Below are 19,261 nucleotides of genomic sequence, written 5' to 3'. Positions count from 1 at the left end.
CCAGGAGCGGCCTTGCCTCGCTGCACCGCTGCCGCATGCACGGATGCCGAAACCTGAGTGGATGGACCAATGAAGGGACTCGAACCCAGTCTGCTGGAAAAACTGTTCGACGATACCCCCAAGCAGCCGGGTGCCGGGCCGGTATTCAAGTCCGTCTCGCTCGAGCAGTACAAGGAATCCATCGCACGCGACCTGGAAGGGCTGCTGAACTCCCGCGCCGCGTTCCAGGAGAGCGACATGCAGGAGTTCCCGAACTGCCGCCAGTCGCTGCTGACCTACGGGCTGGCCGATTTCTCGGCGATGAGCCTGGCCAATGCCTACGACCGCTCGGCGATCTGCCGTTCGCTGGAACAGGCCGTGGCGCGCCACGAGCGCCGCCTGAAGAACATCAACGTGCACCTGGACGCCGGCAACCAGTTCGCCGGCGGCCTGCACTTCACCATCCATGCGCTGCTCGACCTTGAGCCGGCGCGTGAGCCCGTCAGTTTCGATGCGATGTTGCAGCCCTCGACATTGCAGTACCAGGTGACGCGCGCGCGTCGCACGCAGGCCGGCTGATGCAGGACCTGCTGCCCTACTACGAGCGCGAACTGGCTTACCTGCGCCGCTATGGTCGCGAGTTCGCCGAGCGCTATCCCAAGATCGCCGGGCGCCTGCAGCTGTCGCCGGAAGGCAGCCAGGACCCGCATGTCGAACGCTTGATCGAGGCCTTCGCGCTGCTCAGTGCGCGCGTGTCCAAGCGCATCGAGGATGACTACCCGGAGTTCACCGACGCGCTGCTGGACGTGCTGTACCCGCATTACCTGCGTCCGTTCCCGTCGTGCTCGATCGCGCACTTCGACATGGACGGCGTGGCATCCAAACTCAGCGCGCCGGTCCGCATCCCGCGTGGCACCGCCCTGCAGAGCCGGCCGGTGCGTGGCGTGCCCTGCGACTTCCGCAGTGCCTATGACGTGGTGTTGGCGCCCATCGGCGTGCAGCAGGTGGTGTACCGCGGGGTAGCCGAGGCCCCGATGGCAACGACCCTGCCGGCCGGCGTGGGCGGGCAGATCTCGCTGGGCTTCCAGCTGCTGTCCGACCAGTTGGGGTTCTCCCAGCTCGGCACCGAGAAGCTGCGGTTGTTTCTGGACGGCGAACCGTCGGTACGCGCGGCGTTGCGTGATGCGCTGATGTACGGGGTCAAGGCCGCCTATGTCGAATCGGACGGCGACGGCCGCTGGCGACGCCTGGAGCAGGTGCCTCTGGAAGCGGTGGGGTTTGCCGACAACGAGGCGTTGATCGATTTCCCCGCGCGCTCGCATCCGGCCTATCGGCTGCTGACCGAGCTGTTCGCCTACCCGGAGAAGTTCGGCTTCGTCGACCTTCACCTGCCGACGGTGACCGCCGGCGCCAGCCGTCGCTTCACCCTGCACCTGGTGCTGCAGAGTGCCGGCAACGACCGCAGCAACACGATGGTCCTGGAGGAACTGGGCGTGCACAACGTGCGCCTGGGCTGCACGCCCATCGTCAACCTGTTCAAGACCAGCGGCGAGCCGATCCGGGTCACCCACCGTACGGTGAACTACCCGGTGTTGGCCGACGCGCGGCGCGCGTTCGCCTACGAGGTGCATTCGATCGATTCGGTGCACCGCATCCGGCAGACGCCGCAGGGCGAGGTGATCCAGGCATTCCGGCCGTTCTATTCGCTGCACCATGGCGAGGACCCGGAGCGGACCGGACAGTACTGGGTCGCGCGCCGCGATGAGGACGTCGCCCGGCAGAGCCCCGGCTTCGAGATGGAGATCAGCTTCGTCGACCTGTCCTTCAACCCGGTGTTGCCGCAGACCGATACGGTCAGCGTGGAATTGACCTGCAGCAACCGCGACCTGCCCAACCAGCTGCCTTACGGCGCGGCCGGCGGTGACCTGAGCATGGAAGGTGGCAGCCCGGCCCGCTCGATCGGCCTGCTGCGCAAGCCGACCAAGCCGCTGCGTTTCCGTCATGGGCGCAACGCGCAGTGGCGGCTGATCTCGCACCTGTCCTTGAACCAGCTGTCGCTGACCGGCAGTGGCCTGCCGGCGCTGAAGGAGATGCTGCGCCTGTATGACCTGTCCGGCTCCAATGTCTCGGCGCGCCAGATCGACGGCATTCTCGGCCTGGAGCAGCACCCGGCCACCACGTGGATGTCCGGCCGCCAGTTCGCCTCGGTGGTGCGTGGCCTGGAGATCCGCCTGACCATCAATGAAGCCCACTTCGTGGGCACCGGTGTGGCCGCCTTCGCCCAGGTGATGGACCACTTCTTCGCACTGTACGTGCACGCCAACAGTTTCACCCGACTGGTGCTGGTTTCCGGCGACAGCGGGGAGGAGATCGTCCGATGCCCAGCGCGCAGCGGCGAATCGATCCTGGCGTAGCGCAGCAGCTGCTCGCCGAACCCCACCGCTTCCAGTTCTTCCAGGCGGTGCGGTTGCTCGAGCAGGTGTTCCTGCGCCAGGGCGTCACGCCCGGGCAGGCGGTGCCCATGCGGGTGCGTTTCCGCAACACGCTCTCGCTGGGGTTCCCGGCGACCGAGCTGTCCTCCGAAGGCACGGTGGTGTCGCTGAAGGGCGAGACCCTGCAGGACGCGCAGGCCATCGAACAGGCGCTGCACGACGAGACGCTGGGCGAGGTGCACCTGACCCCGCAGTTCATGGGCCTGCTGGGCACGGCCGGTGCGCTGCCGCTGCATTACACCGAGACCCTGCAACTGCGTGAGCTGTACCAGCGCGACCGCACGGCGCGCGCGTTCCTGGACATCTTCTCCACGCGCGCGGTGTCGCTGCATTACGCCGCGTGGAAGAAGCACCGCCTGGCCCTGCAGTACGAGCTGGACCGGCGCGAGCGCTTCCTGCCGCTGGTGCTGTCGCTGCTCGGCATGGGCATGAGCGAGCTGCGCGACCGCCTGCACGAGGGCCAGGGCGAGATCTTCGACCAGGCCGTGGCGTACTACGCCGGCGCGGTGCGCCAACGGCCGGTGTCCGCTGCGTTGATGCAGCGTGTTCTGTCGGACTACTTCAAGGTGCCGGTGGAACTGGAGCAGTTCGTCGGCGCCTGGTATCGCGTGCCGTCCGGACAGGCATCGCGGCTGGGACAGGCCAATGCCGTGCTCGGCGCCAGCGCGCTGGCCGGCGACCGGGTCTGGCAGCGTGACCTGCGCATGCGCCTGCGCATCGGGCCGCTGCGACGCGACCAGTTTGACGACTTCCTGCCCGGCGGCAGCGCCGCCGAAGCGCTGGCCAAATGGTTGTCGCTGTTGACCGGGGGCACGCTGGAATACGAGGTAAGGCTGGTGCTGCGTGCTGACGACGTGCAGGGCAGCGCATTGGGCGAAGGCGGCGGTGCGCGCCTGGGCTGGGACAGCTACATGACCACGCGTCCGCAAACGGCATCGCGCGAAGACACGACCTATGGCATCCACACGTTGCAATGACCCCATGCCCCTGGCGCCGGCGCCGGGGGCACCCGAACTGATCCAGCATGGAGTGCGCGTTTCTGCATGAGCATCAACCTCAAGACCCTGATCAGCAAGTTGGACGACACCTGCCGGCAGGCCGCCGAGCGGGCGGCAAACCTGTGCATGTCGCGTGGCAACTACGAGGTGGACCTGGAGCACCTGTTCCTGGCCCTGCTGGAACAGCCGCAGTGTGACTTCGTGTTGATCGCCCGGCGCAGTGGCATCTCGCCCGAGTCGCTGGAGCGCGACCTCAACGACGAGATCAGCCAGTTCAAGACCGGCAACAGCCGCACGCCGGTGTTTTCGCAGCACATTCCCAAGCTGTTCGAGCATGCCTGGCTGATCGCGTCGCTGGACTCGGAGACCACCCGCATCCGCAGCGGCCACCTGCTGCTGGCGCTGCTGACCGAGCCGGACCTGGCGCAGCTGGCGTATCGCGGTTCCAAGCTGTTCGTGCGCTTCAAGCGCGACGAGCTCAAGCACGAATTCGCCAAGCTGACCGAGGGCTCGCAGGAGTCCGTGCAGACGGTGCGTTTCGCCGATGCCGCTGCGCCCGGCGCAGAAGGCGCGGACGGCGACGATGCGATGCCCGGCGAGGCCAAGGGTGGGCTGTCCAAGACGCCGGCGCTGGACCAGTTCACCACCAACCTCACCCAGCGTGCGCGCGAGGGAAAGATCGACCCGGTGATCGGCCGTGATACCGAGATCCGGCAGGTGATCGACATCCTGATGCGTCGCCGCCAGAACAACCCGATCCTCACCGGCGAGGCCGGCGTGGGCAAGACCGCGGTGGTCGAGGGCCTGGCCCGGCGCATCGCCGAAAAGGACGTGCCCGAGGTGCTGCAGGGTGTTGAACTGCACACGCTGGACATGGGCCTGCTGCAGGCCGGTGCCAGCGTCAAGGGCGAGTTCGAGAACCGCTTGAAGAACGTGATCGACGAGGTCAAGAAGAGCCCGCACCCGATCATCCTGTTCATTGACGAAGCCCACACCATGATCGGTGCCGGCGGCGCCGCCGGGCAGAACGACGCGGCCAACCTGCTCAAGCCGGCATTGGCGCGCGGCGAGCTGCGCACCATCGCCGCCACCACCTGGGGCGAGTACAAGAAGTACTTCGAGAAGGACGCCGCGCTGGCCCGTCGTTTCCAGGTCGTGAAGGTGGAGGAGCCCAGCGAGACGCTTGCCGCCGCGATGCTGCGTGGCATGGTCGGCTTGATGGAGTCGCACTTCGGCATCCGCGTGCTGGACGAGGCCGTGACCGAGGCCGTGCGCCTGTCGCATCGCTACATCAGCGGCCGGCAGCTGCCGGACAAGGCGGTCAGCGTGCTCGACACCGCCTGCGCCAAGGTCGCCCTGGGGCAAAGCGCGACGCCGGCCATCATCGAGGACACCCGCAAGCACCTGGACCGCCTGCAGGCCGAGATCGATGCGCTGCAGCGCGAGACTGCCGGTGGCAACGACCAGCACGGTGAACGACTGGCCGAGCTGCATGCGCAGCAGGCCGAAGCGCAGGCCGTGCTGGCCAACAACGAAGAGCGCCTGGGCCGCGAGCGTGAGCTGGCCGGGCGCATTGCCCAGTTGCGGCAGCAGTTGGAGCAGGCGCCGCCGCCGCAGGGCGAAGCCATCGAGGAAGGCGAGGGCGATGTCGCCGTCGCCAAGCCGGCCAGCAAGCGCAAGGCCGCCAAGCCGGCGCAGTCGCCGCAGCTTGCCGAACTGGCGACGCTGCAGGCCGAGCTGAAGCAGTTGCAGGGTGAAACCCCGATGGTACCGCTGCAGGTGGATGGCACCGTGGTGGCGGAGATCGTGTCGGCCTGGACCGGCGTGCCGCTGGGGCGCATGGTCAAGGACGAGATCCGCACCATCCGCTCGCTGGGCAACCTGCTGGTGGAGCGCGTCATTGGCCAGGACCACGCGCTCGATGCCATCGCGCAGCGCGTGCGTACCGCCACCGCCAAGCTGGAAGACCCGAACAAGCCGCGGGGCGTGTTCATGTTCGTGGGCCCGTCCGGCGTGGGCAAGACCGAAACCGCGCTGGCGCTGGCCGACATCCTGTATGGCGGTGAGCGCAAGCTGGTCACCATCAACATGAGCGAGTACCAGGAAGCGCATAGCGTGTCGGGCCTGAAGGGGTCGCCGCCGGGCTACGTGGGCTACGGCGAAGGTGGCGTGCTCACCGAGGCGGTGCGTCGCAACCCCTACAGCGTGGTGCTGCTGGACGAGGTGGAGAAGGCTCACCCGGACGTGCTGGAGATGTTCTTCCAGGTATTCGACAAGGGCGTGATGGACGATGCCGAAGGCCGCGAGATCGACTTCCGCAACACCCTGATCATCCTCACCTCCAACATCGGCTCCTCGCAGATCATGCAGGCCTGCCTCAACAAGCCGGCCGAGGAGATCCCGGCCGCCGATGCGCTGGCCGAGGCGCTGCGCCCGATCCTGATGCGCAGCTTCAAGCCCGCCTTCCTGGGCCGCCTGAAGGTGGTGCCGTACTACCCGATCAACGACGACGTGCTGGTGAAGATCATCACGTTGAAGCTGGGTCGCATCCGCGACCGTGTCGTGGCCAACCACAAGGCCACTTTCAGCTGGGACGACAGCCTGGTTGAAGCCGTGTTGGCGCGTTGCACCGAGGTGGATTCGGGCGCGCGCAATGTGGACCACATCCTCAACGGCACCCTGTTGCCGGAGATTGCTGAAAGTGTCCTGGCTGCGATGGCGGAAGGAAACCGCATCAACGCCATCAAGGTCACCGCCGGCAAGAAGGGTGATTTCAAGTACAAGGTTTCTTGATTACCAGCAAAGGAGAATGACGATGGAATTCTATGGATTTGACCGCGAAGCCGCCCTCAAGCATTGCGACAGCCTGGAGGTTGGCCTTGCACGTGACCTGGACCGCGTCCGCGCCTGGAACCGGGTGCGCCCGGAACACGTGATCGAACTGCTGGATACCGCTGCACCGGCCGCACGCTGGGAAGCGCGCAACGTGGCCGCGCAGATCAGCCGCGGCTCCTGGCGGGTGCACATGGACGCGGCGGTGGTCGGCAAGCCGCAGCTGGTCAGCAACGCGCGCGAGGTGCAGATCACGGCCGGTGGCCGCGACTATCGGCTGAAGATCAGCGAAGGCGTGCGCCTGCAGCTGGAAGAGATCGTCCAGGGCGTGTGACCACTCCCGTGCGCACTGGCCGGTACCGGCAATGCGCGGGGCAGGGGGCTGCACGAATGCAGCGGTAGCGTGAACGGAACGCATGCCTGAGGGGGCAGGCACGCGTACTGCAAGGCAGGGAATGACCATGGATCTGGCAAGCAACATACTGGCAGCGCTGGCGGGGCCGGCGCATGCGCAACGCTTCCTGCGGCTGCATACCGCGCTGGGAAGCGAGGTGCTGGTGGCTGAAACCCTCGATGGCGTCGAGCAGGTCGATGGCCCGGGCTTCCAATGGACCATCACCGCGTTGTCCACCGATGCCGGGTTGGAACTGGGGCCGCTGGTCGGCCAGGCCGCCCTGCTTCAACTGCAACAGGCCGACGGCAACCTGCGCCCGCTGCATGGCCGGATCACCGCTGCCGAGCGCATCGGCAGCAATGGCGGCCTTGCCCGCTACCGCCTGCGCCTGCAGCCATGGCTGGCGTTCCTGTCCCAGCGCGTGGACAGCTACGTGTTCCACGACAAGACCGTCGTGCAGATCGTGGAGGATGTGTTCGCCGACTACGGCGTGTTGGCACCGGCGTGGCGTTGGTCGTTGCGTGATGCCAACCAGTACGCGCGGCGCAGCCTGACCACGCAGTACCAGGAGAGCGACCTGGCCTTCGTGCAGCGCCTGCTCGCCGAAGAAGGCATCTATTACTGGTTCGAGCACGAGGGGCAACCTTCGGACGCGGACTTCGGCAAGCACACGCTGGTACTGGCCGACCACGGCCACGACGCCACCGATGCGGGCAGCGTGCGTTTCCATCGACGCGATGAAAGCGAGCGCAGCGACACCGTGCAGCGCTGGGACGTGGCGCGGCGGTGGCGCACCCACCGCGTGGAGCGCGCGACCTGGGACCACCGCACCCTCGAGCGCCGGCAGGCCAGCGCCGCGGCGGAGAGTGCCAGCGACTTCGGCATCGTCGACCGCGACACCGGCGGTCCTTACGGTTGGCAGGACAATGCGCGCGGGCAACGCCGCGCCCAGCAGCACCTGGATGCGCCGCGCGTCCAGACCCACCAGATCGAAGGCGCCGGCCAGTGGCGGGCGCTCGCACCCGGCACCCGGTTCGGCCTGCAGCAGCATCCGCAGGTGCAGGGCGATGCCCGCTTCTTCTGCCTGTCGGTGCAGCACCAGGCACGCAACAACCTGGACGCCGATGTGTTAGATGCACTGGAGCAGCTGCTTGGGCCTGCGGCCATCGCGGTACCGTCGCTGCCTGCCGCACTGGCCGGCACCGCCCAAGCCGATGCAAGCCGCAGCGTGGAGACCGCCTTCTACGACAACCACTTCGTCGCGGTGCCGGCCGAGGTGAGTTACCGGCCGCAGACCGACGATGGCCATGGCGGGCGCCTGCATCCGCGCCCCACCATCACCGGTACGCTCAGCGCCATCGTGGTCAGTGACGGCGAGCCACTGCTGTCCGACCGTGACCACCGCATCAAGGTGCAGTTCCCGTGGCAGCGTGGCGGCAACGGCAGCAGCGGCCGCGATCATCCCGGGGGTGACAATAACGCCAGTGCCGACGGCAACGCCTGGACCTGGGTGCGCGTGATGACGCCCTGGGCCGGCGACAACTGGGGCGGCGTGGTGTTGCCACGACGCGGACAGGAAGTGCTGGTGGCCTTCCTGGAAGGCGACATCGACCGGCCCGTGGTGGTCGGCAGCCTTTACAACGGCCGCGGCCAGCAGGATGCGCAGCACAACCAGATCAACGGCGGCGGCGCCAACGCCACCGGCAATGCGGCGGCCTGGTTCGAAGGCAACGACCACGCGGCGGTGTTCACCGGTTTCAAGAGCCAGGCGCTGGCCGAAAGCCAGTCCGGCACCGGCGGCTACCAGCAACTGCGCTTTGACGACACCCCCGGCCAAGGCCGCACCCAGCTGTCCACCACCCAGCACGAAAGTGCGCTCACCTTGGGGCATGTCAAAGCGGGGCAGGACAACGTGCGTGGCGCCGAGCGCGGCTTCGGCGCCGAGCTTTCCACCCGCGCCCAGGGCAGCCTGCGTGCCGGCAAGGGCCTGCTGCTGACCACCGAGCAGGGTGCACAGCAGCTCTCCGCGTCGCAGGCGCTGTCGCAGCTGATGGAAGGCCAGAACCTGTTGAAGTCATTGGCCGACTCGGCGAAGGAGCAGAAGGCGCAGCTGCCCAAGGACCAGGACGAACTACCTGCGGACAAAATGCTGAGCGAGTTGCAGGAGCAGCTCAAGGCGACGCAGGGCGGCAGCAGCGGTGGCGCCATCGCCGGTGGCGGCGGTGAGGCGCCGGGCTGGAGCGCACCGGCACTGCTGGGCAGCGGCGTGGCCGGCGTGCTCAGCCTGACGCCTGCCGACCAGGCCTGGGTGAGCGGCACGCACACCCTGCTGAGCGCGGGCGTGGCCCTGAACTGGATGACGCAGGGTGCGCTTACCCTGGCCGTCGCCAACGGCCTGGTCGTCTATACCGTTGGCCAGAAGGCACGGGGCGAGAGCCCCAACCAGGAGAGCGGCATCGCGTTGCACGCCGCGCAGGGCAAGGTCAGCGCCAGGGCGCACAAGAACCTGGCCAAGGTGGCCGCCAAGACCGACGTACGCATCGCCAGCACCGAAGCGGACGTGCAGTTGTCCGCACCCACCAAGCACCTGCTGGCCAATGCCGCCGGTGCATACATCCGGATCGAGGGCGACAACATCGAGCTGGGCGCGCCGGGGAAGATCGAGTTCAGGGCGAGCCAGAGGGAGTGGGTGGGGCCGGCGAGTACAAGCGGCTCTCAATCCATTCCGGAAGCCGAGCTGAAAGCATGCCCCACCAAGGATGATGCGGCAGCTGCATCTGGCGCCGCTTTTGTCTGAAGATGGATACAAACCAAAAAAAACAGTCCATTCAACGGTTTCTGGCTGAGCGTGCGGCTGGTTCGGAACACGGGCTTGTCGTGATGCTGGATCGCTTCCTGGATCGCGGCGCGGGTTTCCAGGAGTTCGTTGGCCGCGATTGCCATTCGGTTGATGTGTGTTTGAAGCACCCTGCATTCACGGATGTCTGCCGCACGCCGCGACTTGTTCATATCAGGCCAGAAGACTCCGACCTGATTGCGTGCGTCCTCGACCTGGCGTTGCGAGAGCAGGCCTTCCCTCTACAGGAAGCTGCTGCCGGATTGTCCGTGGCCGGATGGATGGAAACCGATGCTCCGCTGGAAGTCTTGGCCAGGCATTTCGCAGTAACAATGGAGCAGCGCCTTGGGACGACCGGCCAACTACGGGTGTTGCGGATCTCCGATCGACGCGTACTCGAGTTTGTCTGGGCTCTTCTGGATATCCCTCAGCGGCGCTCGTTGTTGGGCCCCATCACTCACTGGCATTTCATTGATCGACGCGACGATATACAGAGCCTTGCTCTTAAAGACGGCGATCAACGCCACGAAGTTTCCGGCCAGAGGCTGCGACTCGATCACGCACAGTGGCTGGAGTTGGAGCAATGTCAACAGGTCCAGGAGATGGCTCGTGGTTGGAAAGGCATGGTTGAGGTGCTTCCCAAAGATTACCTTCACCAGTTGCGTGCGGCGCTTGCCTCCGCAAAACGTCTTGGGTTGTCGGTAAATCACGATATTCAACTGTTGGCGGCCTACACATTGCAGATTCATCCACTGCTCGCCAGCCATCCCACGGTGGTTGCGTTGGTTGAGCGCTCAGTAGCCGAGCGGTCGCCGTTGATGGATGCTTTGGCTGAGATTCCCGATCCGGAGGGTTGGGACCAGATCAAGAGTGAATTGGGGCCGTTCAGGTTCCCCCACTTTGCCTTCGACACTGCGCAAACTTAAGGAACACAGGAATGTTCGACGGTAACCAGCCGATAATGACTTACGGCCCCAGGGCCATTCAAGCCGCGAGTGCAGCAAGCCGATGTGGCCAAGGCGGTTGTCCATCATGTGTGAAAACAGGATTGCCCGTGCTGGTGGTGAGGCCCGGGGTGGTCGCCAAGCCTTTCATGTCCGGTATCCAAGGGCATCTTTCGCCATTGCTGCGGGGGATTGGCCTGCCCAGGCTCAAGTACCTTGATTACGCGGCGCGCACGCTGCGCGAGGGGTACCTTTACGCTTTTTATGAAAAGGCCCATACGCCGGAGATCAAGGCACAAGGTGGCTGGCAGGTGAATCTGGTTGACGAAGGTGGCTACCTGACCCCGGTTCCGCTCTCGCCTATTCCATTGGTCGGGGTGGGTGAAGTGCCGCGGTTCTCATGTGAGCGCACGGCCGGCTATGCTGCTGCGATGTTGTTTGTCATTCCCGATGCGAAGAACACGGGAAGAGTATGGGTGGCTTTCAGTGAGAACCCCTGGGCTCCCAAGGTCTTGGAACGCTACGCAAAAGACGAGGGCTTGCGGAACAGGAGAATGACCTGCATCAACGCTCCAGCAGCGTCGTGCCCGGCGTCGCTCCCGTTCACTGCGGGCTCTGCAGAGCAACTCATCTACGACTACTCGTACACGACCGTGGCATTGGCGGGCGATGCTGGGCCATACCCGCGCTGGAGCCCGCGCATGGCTAGCGGACTCTCCATGGAGCTGAAAATTCCGGGAACGGCGCCCCCGCGGATGCGTTCTGAAGTCGCGCAGGATGTAGTGGTTGCTGCCAGGGAAATGCTATCGCGGGGGCGCAACCAGTATTCCGAATCTGATCTGCGGATGGTCATGGTTGATGATGTTGTGGGCATTGCTCATGAAACAGCGGTGCTGCGTACAACCTACTTCAAGAGTGCGAGTGACTACGTCCTTGGCCGTGCCGACGGAAACGCGGAGAAGGCTGACTGGATGCTCAAGTCGGCCCTGAGCATAGAAGGCTTGATGGAAAGCCTGAGGCAGGCAGGCCAACGTAAGCAGCAGGAGTACGACGAGGCAGGGTATTCGCGCTATCACAACACCTCGATGATGCACGACGTATTTGTGCAACTCCAACAGGGCAAGCAGCTCCCGGCTGAAGCGGAGTTTGTGCCCAATAGGCAGGTGCATGTCGCCCCAGGCGGTCCATTGGCTTCAGGCTATCCCGTTTCTGATTACTCGGTTCCTGGAAGGGTGGTTCTGCCTTCCCCGGTCAATCAGGCGGAGGAACAGTGCGAAAAGCTCCGTAAGAAGCTTCGTGGACGGGGAGCGAAAGCGGACTATCGGAGTTTTCTCGACGCCTACGAGACGCATGCTCGAAGGGACGCGGAGGGAATTCTGGCAATGGAGGGGGATCATTTCGATTGCCTCGATTGCGCCCCGAGAAAATTCCTGTTCGAGTACGACTTCGATGAGGACGATAAGCTCAGCGGCTTCTTCTATGCGTGCACCGCTGCCCGCGTCCTTCATGGCGGCCATATCACCGGCAACACCGCACAGGAGCAGGGGGAGGCTGGCGCCGGCAATCTGGGGAAGGGCAAAGGCGGGGAATGGTATGCGCGCTACCTTGGCGATGACCCGACCTTGAGGGAAAACATCCTGTTGAGAGCGTTGCTTGGCAATACCTCGCAGGGCTTCAAGGAGTGGCTCGACAAGCGGGACGGGCACTTCGGCATGATGGGCAACGTTCTCGATAATGTTGAGGAACTTTCGAGGAATCCCGCGGCAGCGGGCTGGGTGAGGTTCGGAGGGAAGCATTCGAATGCATTGCGCATGCTTGCTTCCGGGTATGTGTCCGGGCTGCTGCCGATTGTCGGGGGAGCGGCATGTCTGCTTCAGTTGGCAGGGCGCATGACGCCCGTCGCCCTGGCGCGGATGACGAGTTTGATTTCATTGGTAAGCAATGCCGGTGCCCGCCATGCTGGCACCACTCTGGTCGGCGTCACCATGCCGCTGTATAAAGCGCTGCGCATATGGCGGCGGATGATGATAAATGCGCAGGATGCGGCAATCGCCGCAGGACGTGTCACTGCAGCAAAAGGATCGGCGGTCGTCAACTTCAGCAGCATGCTGAAATCGATTGGCGCGACTACCGCTGCTGACACGTTGGTTGAAGTCTACATGTGGGTGGATAAGGCCCCGCGCGAGATGGAGGCTTGGGCGCAGGCAAATGCGCTGAAGTCGGTTGCGCTGACAGGGGCCATTCGTCAAGGATCGAGAGCGGCCCAGTACGCCATTCGATTGATGCCAGGCGTAATGAGTGGAGCCTGGACTCAGGCGACCCGCCATATCAACGGCGCCACGCTCGCACAGCTGACAGGGACAAGCGGAAAGGTATTGGCCAATGGAACGGCGATCATGGCCGGTGGTGCCGGGGTGCTTTCTGTTCTTTCGATCATGAAGAACTATGAGCAGTTTTCCAAGGGAAATGAGACGGAACGGGCGGAGGCGGCAATAGGGATTTTGACCGGTTCCCTTGCGTTCGCCGGCGCTGCATTGACGCTCCAGGAGCAGATATATAAGGCGAAGTCTTACGATCTGCGGGCAGCGAATATGAAAATGCTGGCGGGAAGATTGGTGGCGGTAGCGTCGCTTGTGGATGCTGTCGTCAGTTCAGCTAAAGCCGTCCAAGCGAAATCACGTGGAGATTCAGTTTCCACTGGCATCCTAGCTGTGCAAGCGATCGTGCTTTTCGGTGCTGGCGCGGCAGCGTGGGCGGCAGCAGTCAGCTCGTCAGCGACACTTCTCGGAATTGGGATGACAGGTTGGGGCTTGATTCTGGCCTTGGTAGGCGTGGGTTTGACATTTGTTTATTACTATTTCAAGGATTCACCTTTGGAAGAGTGGGGGGCGAGGTCTATATGGGGTGAAAATTCTGGAGGGGGGTTTAGGGGTTTGGCGGAAGAGCAGTTGAAGCTGAATATGCTGCAGTCCGGTGCCAAATTTGAATTTGAGGATAGGTTGTTTACGGATATGAATACTCCTGGCGGTAAAGGAATATTCTCGAATATAACGCCATGGATGGTTCTTAAGAATATACTCGGTGACAAAGATCGCTTGAAGCGAGGAGGGGTGCGTGAGGGCTGGGTTAGGATCACTATGCCCAGTGAACTCAAGAGTACGGTCCGCATTTGCATAGGGGTATATGCAAGAAAGACTTTCAGTAGGCGCATGGTGTTGGCCGGGGCATATTTTCCTGGTGACATGCCCTTGGGTGTTCTCATGAATGAGTACCCGGATGTTGTAGATATTCGTAATGAGGCTATCGATCTTGGGATCGAGAAGAATGAGAGTGGGGTCTTTGAGTTGGTGACGGCGTACGGAATTCCTAATTTCCGGTACACAGATGCGCATGCAATTATCTGGTTGCAGGAGACGGAAGAGGATGCTGGCAACTTTGCGGAATCTTCGTCCAAGATAAAGTTGATGGATGGTGGGGACTCGTAATGCTTAGAGAAACAACAGTGGCGGTGTGGAAGAGTGCTGAGCCGGAAGTGGTATTTGTGCCGGAGCTTTTGAAGAGTAATGCTCATGCACGACGCTCCCCATTTCGTATTCTTCCTTCGGATCATGGCGAGTCATTGAACGTTGATCCGGTCGCATTCGATGCAGTTCTGAGGGTTTATCCCGATGCCTTGGAAGTGGGTACGGTCCGTGGTGAATATTCAAAAAATGTTGGATGGGCGAGGTTCTCTGCATATTTAATGTGGGCCCTTAGTATATTCGCGCTAATTATTGTTTTGTCTTCGCTTGGTAAGCCTGGTGCTTTTCGGGGGGTTTCAGATTTAATTTTCTTTGGTTCTTTTGGGTTTATTTCGTATTTTATGCTTTGTTTTGGATTTTATTTTTGGAGGTCGGCAACCATTAATTATCTTGATGACCCTGTCATGTTCAGCAGGAAGTCTAGATTGGTCTACATCCTTCCCTATGTAAGGGGTGGTTTTTTCAAGTTCTGGAAGAGCGGCTCTCATGGAACTCCCGTCTCCTATAGGTGGGATGACCAGATCAAAGCGCGCATCTATAGCTACATCTATTTCCGAGGGGCGAACCTCGCTTCCGAAGGTTTCGAGCTTGGCTTGCTGGCGATCCGCGAGGGAACCGGTAACGAAGTCGAGCATCTGATCCAGTTGGGTGTCCAATCCAACGGCTTCGACAGCACACAGTTGGCGCTGTGGGAGCACATCCGGCAGTACATGGAGGAAGACGGTCTGCCGCTGCAGCCAGGCGACAAGCTCCGCGCAACGGATCTATCGCGTGTTCCAGAGTTCCCGCCTGAGATTGTTGCTGCAGCCGGCGGCCCGGCATTGGATCAGGAAGCTATTGATCAGTTGGTACAGCAGAAGGCGAGGCCATAATCAGGAACGGATGCTTCCTTCGTCCTTGCAATGCGATGCACGGATGCACGGATGCACGGATGCAGGCCTGGTGATGTGGGCTTCTTCAGAGGAGAGAGATGATGTCGATCATTGAGTGGTCAGCACAACCTGATAATTGGACGTCACTAGCTAACGGATGCATCTCTTGATGCTTCGCGAGACGACAGTAGCGGAATGGAAGAAGGCCGAACCGGAAGTCGTGTTTGGGCCCGAGCTCTTCAAGGAGAACGCGCATGCGCGGCGTGCGCCATTTCGCGTTCTACCTGCGGATCATGAAGTGTCATTGGAGGTCGATCCGGTTGCTTTTGATGCCGTGCTGAGAGTTCATCCCGATGCGCTGGAGGTGGGCACTGTTCGTGGCGAGTATTCGAAGGACATAGGGTGGTCTAAGTTTTCGGCATTTTTTATGTGGTCTTTTGGGTTGCTGTTTTTCTCCCTCATGGTTTATGTGAATATTTTATCGATCCGCTTTGAAAGAGGTGTTGATCTATTCATAATTGCGACTTTTGGTTTCGGCGCATATTTCATGTTTTGCTTTGGCTCATACTTTTGGAGATCCGCCAGAATTAACTCTCTGGATGATCCTGTCCTGTTCAACAGGAAGTCCAGGCTGGTCTGCATTCTTCCCTATATAAAGGGTGGATTTTTCAAGTTCTGGAAGAGTGGTTCCCATGGAGCGCCCGTCTCCTACAGGTGGGATGATCAGATCAAGGCGCGTATCTACAGCTACATTTATTTCCGAGGGGCGAACCTCGCTTCCGAAGGTTTCGAGCTGGGTTTGCTGGCGATCCGCGAGGGAACCGGTAACGAAGTCGAGCATCTGATCCAGTTGGGTGTCCAATCCAACGGCTTCGACAGCACGCAGTTGGCGCTGTGGGAGCACATCCGGCAGTACATGGAGGAAGACGGTCCGCCGCTGCAGCCAGGCGACAAGCTGCGCGCAACGGATCTGTCGCGTGTCCCAGAGTTCCCGCCTGAGATTATTGCCGCAGCCGGTGGCCCGGCATTGGACCAAGAAGCTATCGACGAGCTGGTACAGCAGAAGGCAAGGCCATAGTCAGGCAGGCAGGTGCATCATCCGTCCGTTCGCTGTAATGCAAGGATGCATAGCGGCTTATGCAGAATGTTGAAATCTCCTGGAAATCAGGCGGGTCGACGTCGGTCGCTAATGGATGTAATTCGTGATGCTTAAAGGGACAGCGGTAGCGATGTGGAAGAGCGCCGAGCAGGAAATGAGGGGGGAATCGATGGTTCATGGTGGTGTTCTTCCACGGGTAGATATGGGTTTTTCCAATGGGATCTGATGCCTCGTTTACCTTGGTGATGCCGCCGAAAACCGAGTCCGCGAGCTCCGGGGCATGTTCTCACGGCGGCATCCTGAGTGTTTATGAGAGAGGGCTCTCGTTTGTCGATCAGATGGGAGTGCTACGAGGCTATCTGAGCAGTCTTGGTGCCCTGGGAGTTGGATTGGGATTTGCAGGAATGCTTTTTACAACTTCCCAAGCTATATCCTTGGGTGGGTGGATTTCTCCTATTCTTGCCTGTGTTATGTTTTTTGTTCTATTTGTTAATCTTATATTTGTGCAGGAAGATTGGACGGGTTACAGATACGAACCAGTTTTGTTTGATGCCCCGGCACGGCGAGTTCACATTTTCAAGTCACTTGGAATGCCTTGGTGGCAGTTGGGATGGAATCTTTTTGGTCGACCGCGTAGCGAGGTGCAATCCTTCGACTGGGCCTGCGTGGATGCAGAAGTGGTGACCTTCACCATATTCACCGGTCAAGTGCCACGGCGCGAGTCAGCCCTGGTGCTCTCGATCAAGGAGTCTCCCGGCGGTAGTGTGGAGATTCAACGGGTTGGTGTGGGCCCCTCGTTCGCCTATGGCGACGTAACCAGTCCGGTCCAACGCTGGGAGTATGTACGCCGCTTCATGCAGGGTGAGGGACCGGCGTGGGCGCCGGGAGAGGTCCGTTACAAGGACTTCGGCGTGACATTCTGGGAGTCGCTTACGCTGATGCAGCCGTTGATTGGGCCCGGAAGTTCGAAGTACTGGGCCAAAGGGCCGCTGATGTGGATCGGCGGCGCGGTATGTTTGATTGCATTTCCGCTCAGCGCCTATATCGGGCTGAATCGCTATCTCAGCTTTCGGCTGAAGCGCGCGCCGAAGTGGCCGGACGACATCCGCGCATCGATTGGTGCCGGTCTTTTTGACGATGCGCGCCTCAAAGAGATGGTCGATGCGGTTGTCGCGAAGTCCACGCAGAAACGTCTGGGAAGGCAGAAGGGCTGATGAGCAAGGGGGGGCGGGAGCGGGGGCCCGAATGGCGATGAATCTCGAACAGCGGTTTGCCGCAGATCATGCTGTCTCCTGCGGACGGGGATATTATTATTAATGAAGTTCTGGAGTGAGTGATGTCAAAAGAAGACAATCCTGACTTTCAAGTGCTGGTTCCTGTCTGCAAATCAGGTGAGCCCTGGTTCGAATTTGATGCTGATATTAGAGGCAAGACATCTTTGCCTGTGCTCTCCCCGTATCGCGCTGCTCAGCCGGCAAAGGATATGCCGGCACACGAGAGGGCGAGCGGCTGTGATTCCATTTTGGCAGTGCATGAGGACGCAATTGTTGTTGGGGCGCCAGCCGGAACCTCGGATGCATTCGCGATGTTGGTTGTTTTTTCTGTGCTTTTTTTTGTCGCGGCAGCTGGGATGATGTATTTGTCGGTTGATGCCTTCTTGGTGCATGTCAATGCTGAGGTCGGCTTTAATTTGCCGATCTCTATAATCGCCTCATTGGTCTCACTGTTTCTATTGAACTTCTCATTTTTCTGTTTTCGGCTGGCTTTCTTGACTCCCCGAGATCAGCCGGTTGTTTTCAATAGGAGAACGGGCGAGGTTCATTTCTTTACGATAATTCCAATGCGTTTCTGGAAGTTCTGGAGCCTAGCTGGTGTTGGAGCGGTAAAGACGCGTCGTTGGGAGGATGCCTACGTACGGAGCTACCATGTAAACGAGTTGACCGGAGAGGCAATGCGCTCGTCTTACTCGTTGGCGCTCCTTTGGGCTACTCAGCCGACGCGTCGTTTGTGCTCTGACGTCGTGAACATTGGCTATAAGGGCTGGTGGGAAGATGAGTTACTTTGGAGGCTCTACGAACACATTCGTCGCTACATGGAAGAGGGAGGGGCACCGCTTCCAGAGGGGGAGCGCCTAAGGACGTCGGGCCATGGAAAAATGCCTGAGTTTCCGCAGCATGTGATCCTTGCCGCAGGCGGGCATGCATTGAGCGAGGCGGAGATCATTCAGCGATTTAATTCGCAGCGGTGAACTGGCGGGACGACATCAAGCTTAGCTTCGCGGAGTTGATCTGGCCGGCGGTCCGTGCCCTAGCCGGAGTGGCATCCGGCGACTGGGTTGTCTGGGACACTCGGGAGGCAACCAGCTAATCTCTTGCAACAGGGGGTGCTTCAACCGGTTATGCTGGATAATGACCCACCCCAAGGAGGGCCACTTGCATAGGAGAAATTCACTTGCTGCCCGCCGCGCAGCGAAATGTGTTTGATCTATTGGGATTAATCGGAATTATGGATTGGTCGAGCGGCGACATCTTTGGGGGCGGAGATGGTAAGGAATGAAATCGAGTTATTGTCATTGAGACGATGAAGAGCGAATCTCCGCCCCTATTCGAATGACCTCGCTGCACTTTCTCCGTTCCAGTGGGTGGGCCGTGAGGATCTTTGGTGGAGGCGGGTTGATATGAGGGAGAGTACCAGTCAATTACCCACTCGAATCCATGGTCGATCATGTCATATAACCCAAGTGGGGTAGGTGGGTATAAGCCAATAGATGAAAAGTAGGTCCGTGCATTGTGTTTGGTGGCGAAGTCCGCGTAAGACTTGTAGTTGGCTACATTTCTTCCATTATCGACCACTCCGTTGTCAGTCGGCCAGACGATGAACTTCCCGCGATTTCGAGCAGCGAATTCCCACTGTGCTTCAGTAGGCAGGTCCATTTTTCCGCCAATCTCATTTCCGATCCACTGGCAGTAGGCCTGCGCATCATTCCAGTTCACGCCGGCTGCCATATTTGGCAAGTCGCGATAGCTTAGGTCCATTTCCTGCTGCGCAATCTTTGGTTTTCCCATTGCGGCAGTGAAGATGTCGAAATCTTCATATGTGACCTTGTAGGCGCCCAATGAATAGTCGCTGAGTGTCACTTCATGCAGGACGTCGTCGTTCCGGTCGCCTGAATATGGCAGGTTGACTTTAGGATCTATGGGGCCGAAATCCCCCATCAAGAACTTCCCGCCCTCGATGGCGACGAGGTTCTTCAATGTCTTCTCCTTCAAGGCGTCAATCCTCTGCTGAAGGGCT

The 19,261-nt window shown here is 60.9% G+C and carries 13 protein-coding genes; 12 read left to right on the top strand and 1 reads right to left on the bottom strand.

What is annotated here, in order from left to right:
• Positions 1 to 69: 69 nt before the first annotated feature.
• The 12 genes from tssE to AC06FE_RS00010 all read left to right on the top strand — a co-directional run bounded on the left by tssE (position 70) and on the right by AC06FE_RS00010 (position 18,215).
• Positions 70 to 558: a type VI secretion system baseplate subunit TssE gene (gene tssE / locus AC06FE_RS00065; protein ID WP_132864110.1), complete on the top strand. Its 489-nt coding sequence runs from the start codon at positions 70 to 72 to the stop codon at positions 556 to 558.
• Entirely contained in the window at positions 558 to 2,393 is a 1,836-nt protein-coding gene (gene tssF, locus AC06FE_RS00060; RefSeq protein WP_446540590.1) for a type VI secretion system baseplate subunit TssF, read from the top strand. The genes tssE and tssF overlap by 1 nt, the downstream gene beginning before the upstream one ends.
• The gene (tssG, locus tag AC06FE_RS00055; RefSeq protein ID WP_192288490.1) at positions 2,357 to 3,448 is read left to right on the top strand and encodes a type VI secretion system baseplate subunit TssG; all 1,092 of its coding nucleotides are present in this window, start codon (positions 2,357 to 2,359) and stop codon (positions 3,446 to 3,448) included. The genes tssF and tssG overlap by 37 nt, the downstream gene beginning before the upstream one ends.
• Positions 3,449 to 3,514: 66 nt before the next feature.
• Positions 3,515 to 6,262 carry a type VI secretion system ATPase TssH gene (gene tssH, locus AC06FE_RS00050; RefSeq protein ID WP_478071909.1) on the top strand — a complete coding sequence of 916 codons (2,748 nt, stop codon included), beginning with the start codon at positions 3,515 to 3,517 and terminating at the stop codon, positions 6,260 to 6,262.
• Positions 6,263 to 6,284: 22 nt separating this feature from the next.
• Complete coding sequence (locus tag AC06FE_RS00045; RefSeq protein ID WP_192288492.1) at positions 6,285 to 6,635, top strand: hypothetical protein; 351 nt, start codon at positions 6,285 to 6,287, stop codon at positions 6,633 to 6,635.
• Positions 6,636 to 6,762: 127 nt separating this feature from the next.
• Positions 6,763 to 9,492 (top strand): type VI secretion system Vgr family protein, encoded by a 2,730-nt coding sequence (locus AC06FE_RS00040; protein ID WP_478071908.1) that lies wholly within the window; start codon positions 6,763 to 6,765, stop codon positions 9,490 to 9,492.
• Between the two features lie 2 nt (positions 9,493 to 9,494).
• The gene (locus AC06FE_RS00035; RefSeq protein WP_478071907.1) at positions 9,495 to 10,457 is read left to right on the top strand and encodes a DUF4123 domain-containing protein; all 963 of its coding nucleotides are present in this window, start codon (positions 9,495 to 9,497) and stop codon (positions 10,455 to 10,457) included.
• A gap of 11 nt (positions 10,458 to 10,468) precedes the next feature.
• Positions 10,469 to 13,960: a T6SS effector BTH_I2691 family protein gene (locus AC06FE_RS00030; protein WP_478071906.1), complete on the top strand. Its 3,492-nt coding sequence runs from the start codon at positions 10,469 to 10,471 to the stop codon at positions 13,958 to 13,960.
• Positions 13,960 to 14,868 (top strand): DUF6708 domain-containing protein, encoded by a 909-nt coding sequence (locus tag AC06FE_RS00025; protein WP_478071905.1) that lies wholly within the window; start codon positions 13,960 to 13,962, stop codon positions 14,866 to 14,868. Before AC06FE_RS00030 ends, AC06FE_RS00025 begins: the two co-directional genes overlap by 1 nt.
• Positions 14,869 to 15,037: 169 nt before the next feature.
• Complete coding sequence (locus AC06FE_RS00020; protein ID WP_478071904.1) at positions 15,038 to 15,946, top strand: DUF6708 domain-containing protein; 909 nt, start codon at positions 15,038 to 15,040, stop codon at positions 15,944 to 15,946.
• A 236-nt stretch (positions 15,947 to 16,182) separates the two neighbouring features.
• On the top strand, positions 16,183 to 17,181 hold the full coding sequence (locus tag AC06FE_RS00015) for a DUF6708 domain-containing protein (RefSeq protein ID WP_478071903.1): 999 nt from the start codon (positions 16,183 to 16,185) through the stop codon (positions 17,179 to 17,181).
• 122 nt (positions 17,182 to 17,303) lie between these two features.
• Positions 17,304 to 18,215, top strand: a complete 912-nt coding sequence (locus tag AC06FE_RS00010) for a DUF6708 domain-containing protein (protein WP_478071902.1) — start codon at positions 17,304 to 17,306, stop codon at positions 18,213 to 18,215.
• Positions 18,216 to 18,414: 199 nt separating this feature from the next.
• Here the strand turns inward: AC06FE_RS00010 and AC06FE_RS00005 are convergent.
• A partial coding sequence (locus tag AC06FE_RS00005; protein ID WP_478071901.1) for a formylglycine-generating enzyme family protein occupies positions 18,415 to 19,261 on the bottom strand: 847 nt, incomplete at its 5' end.

It is taken from the genome of Stenotrophomonas sp. Steno-C18 (assembly GCF_056393195.1).
Note: the sequence above shows the minus strand (reverse complement) of the source record. Positions and strands in the feature narration are given on the sequence as shown.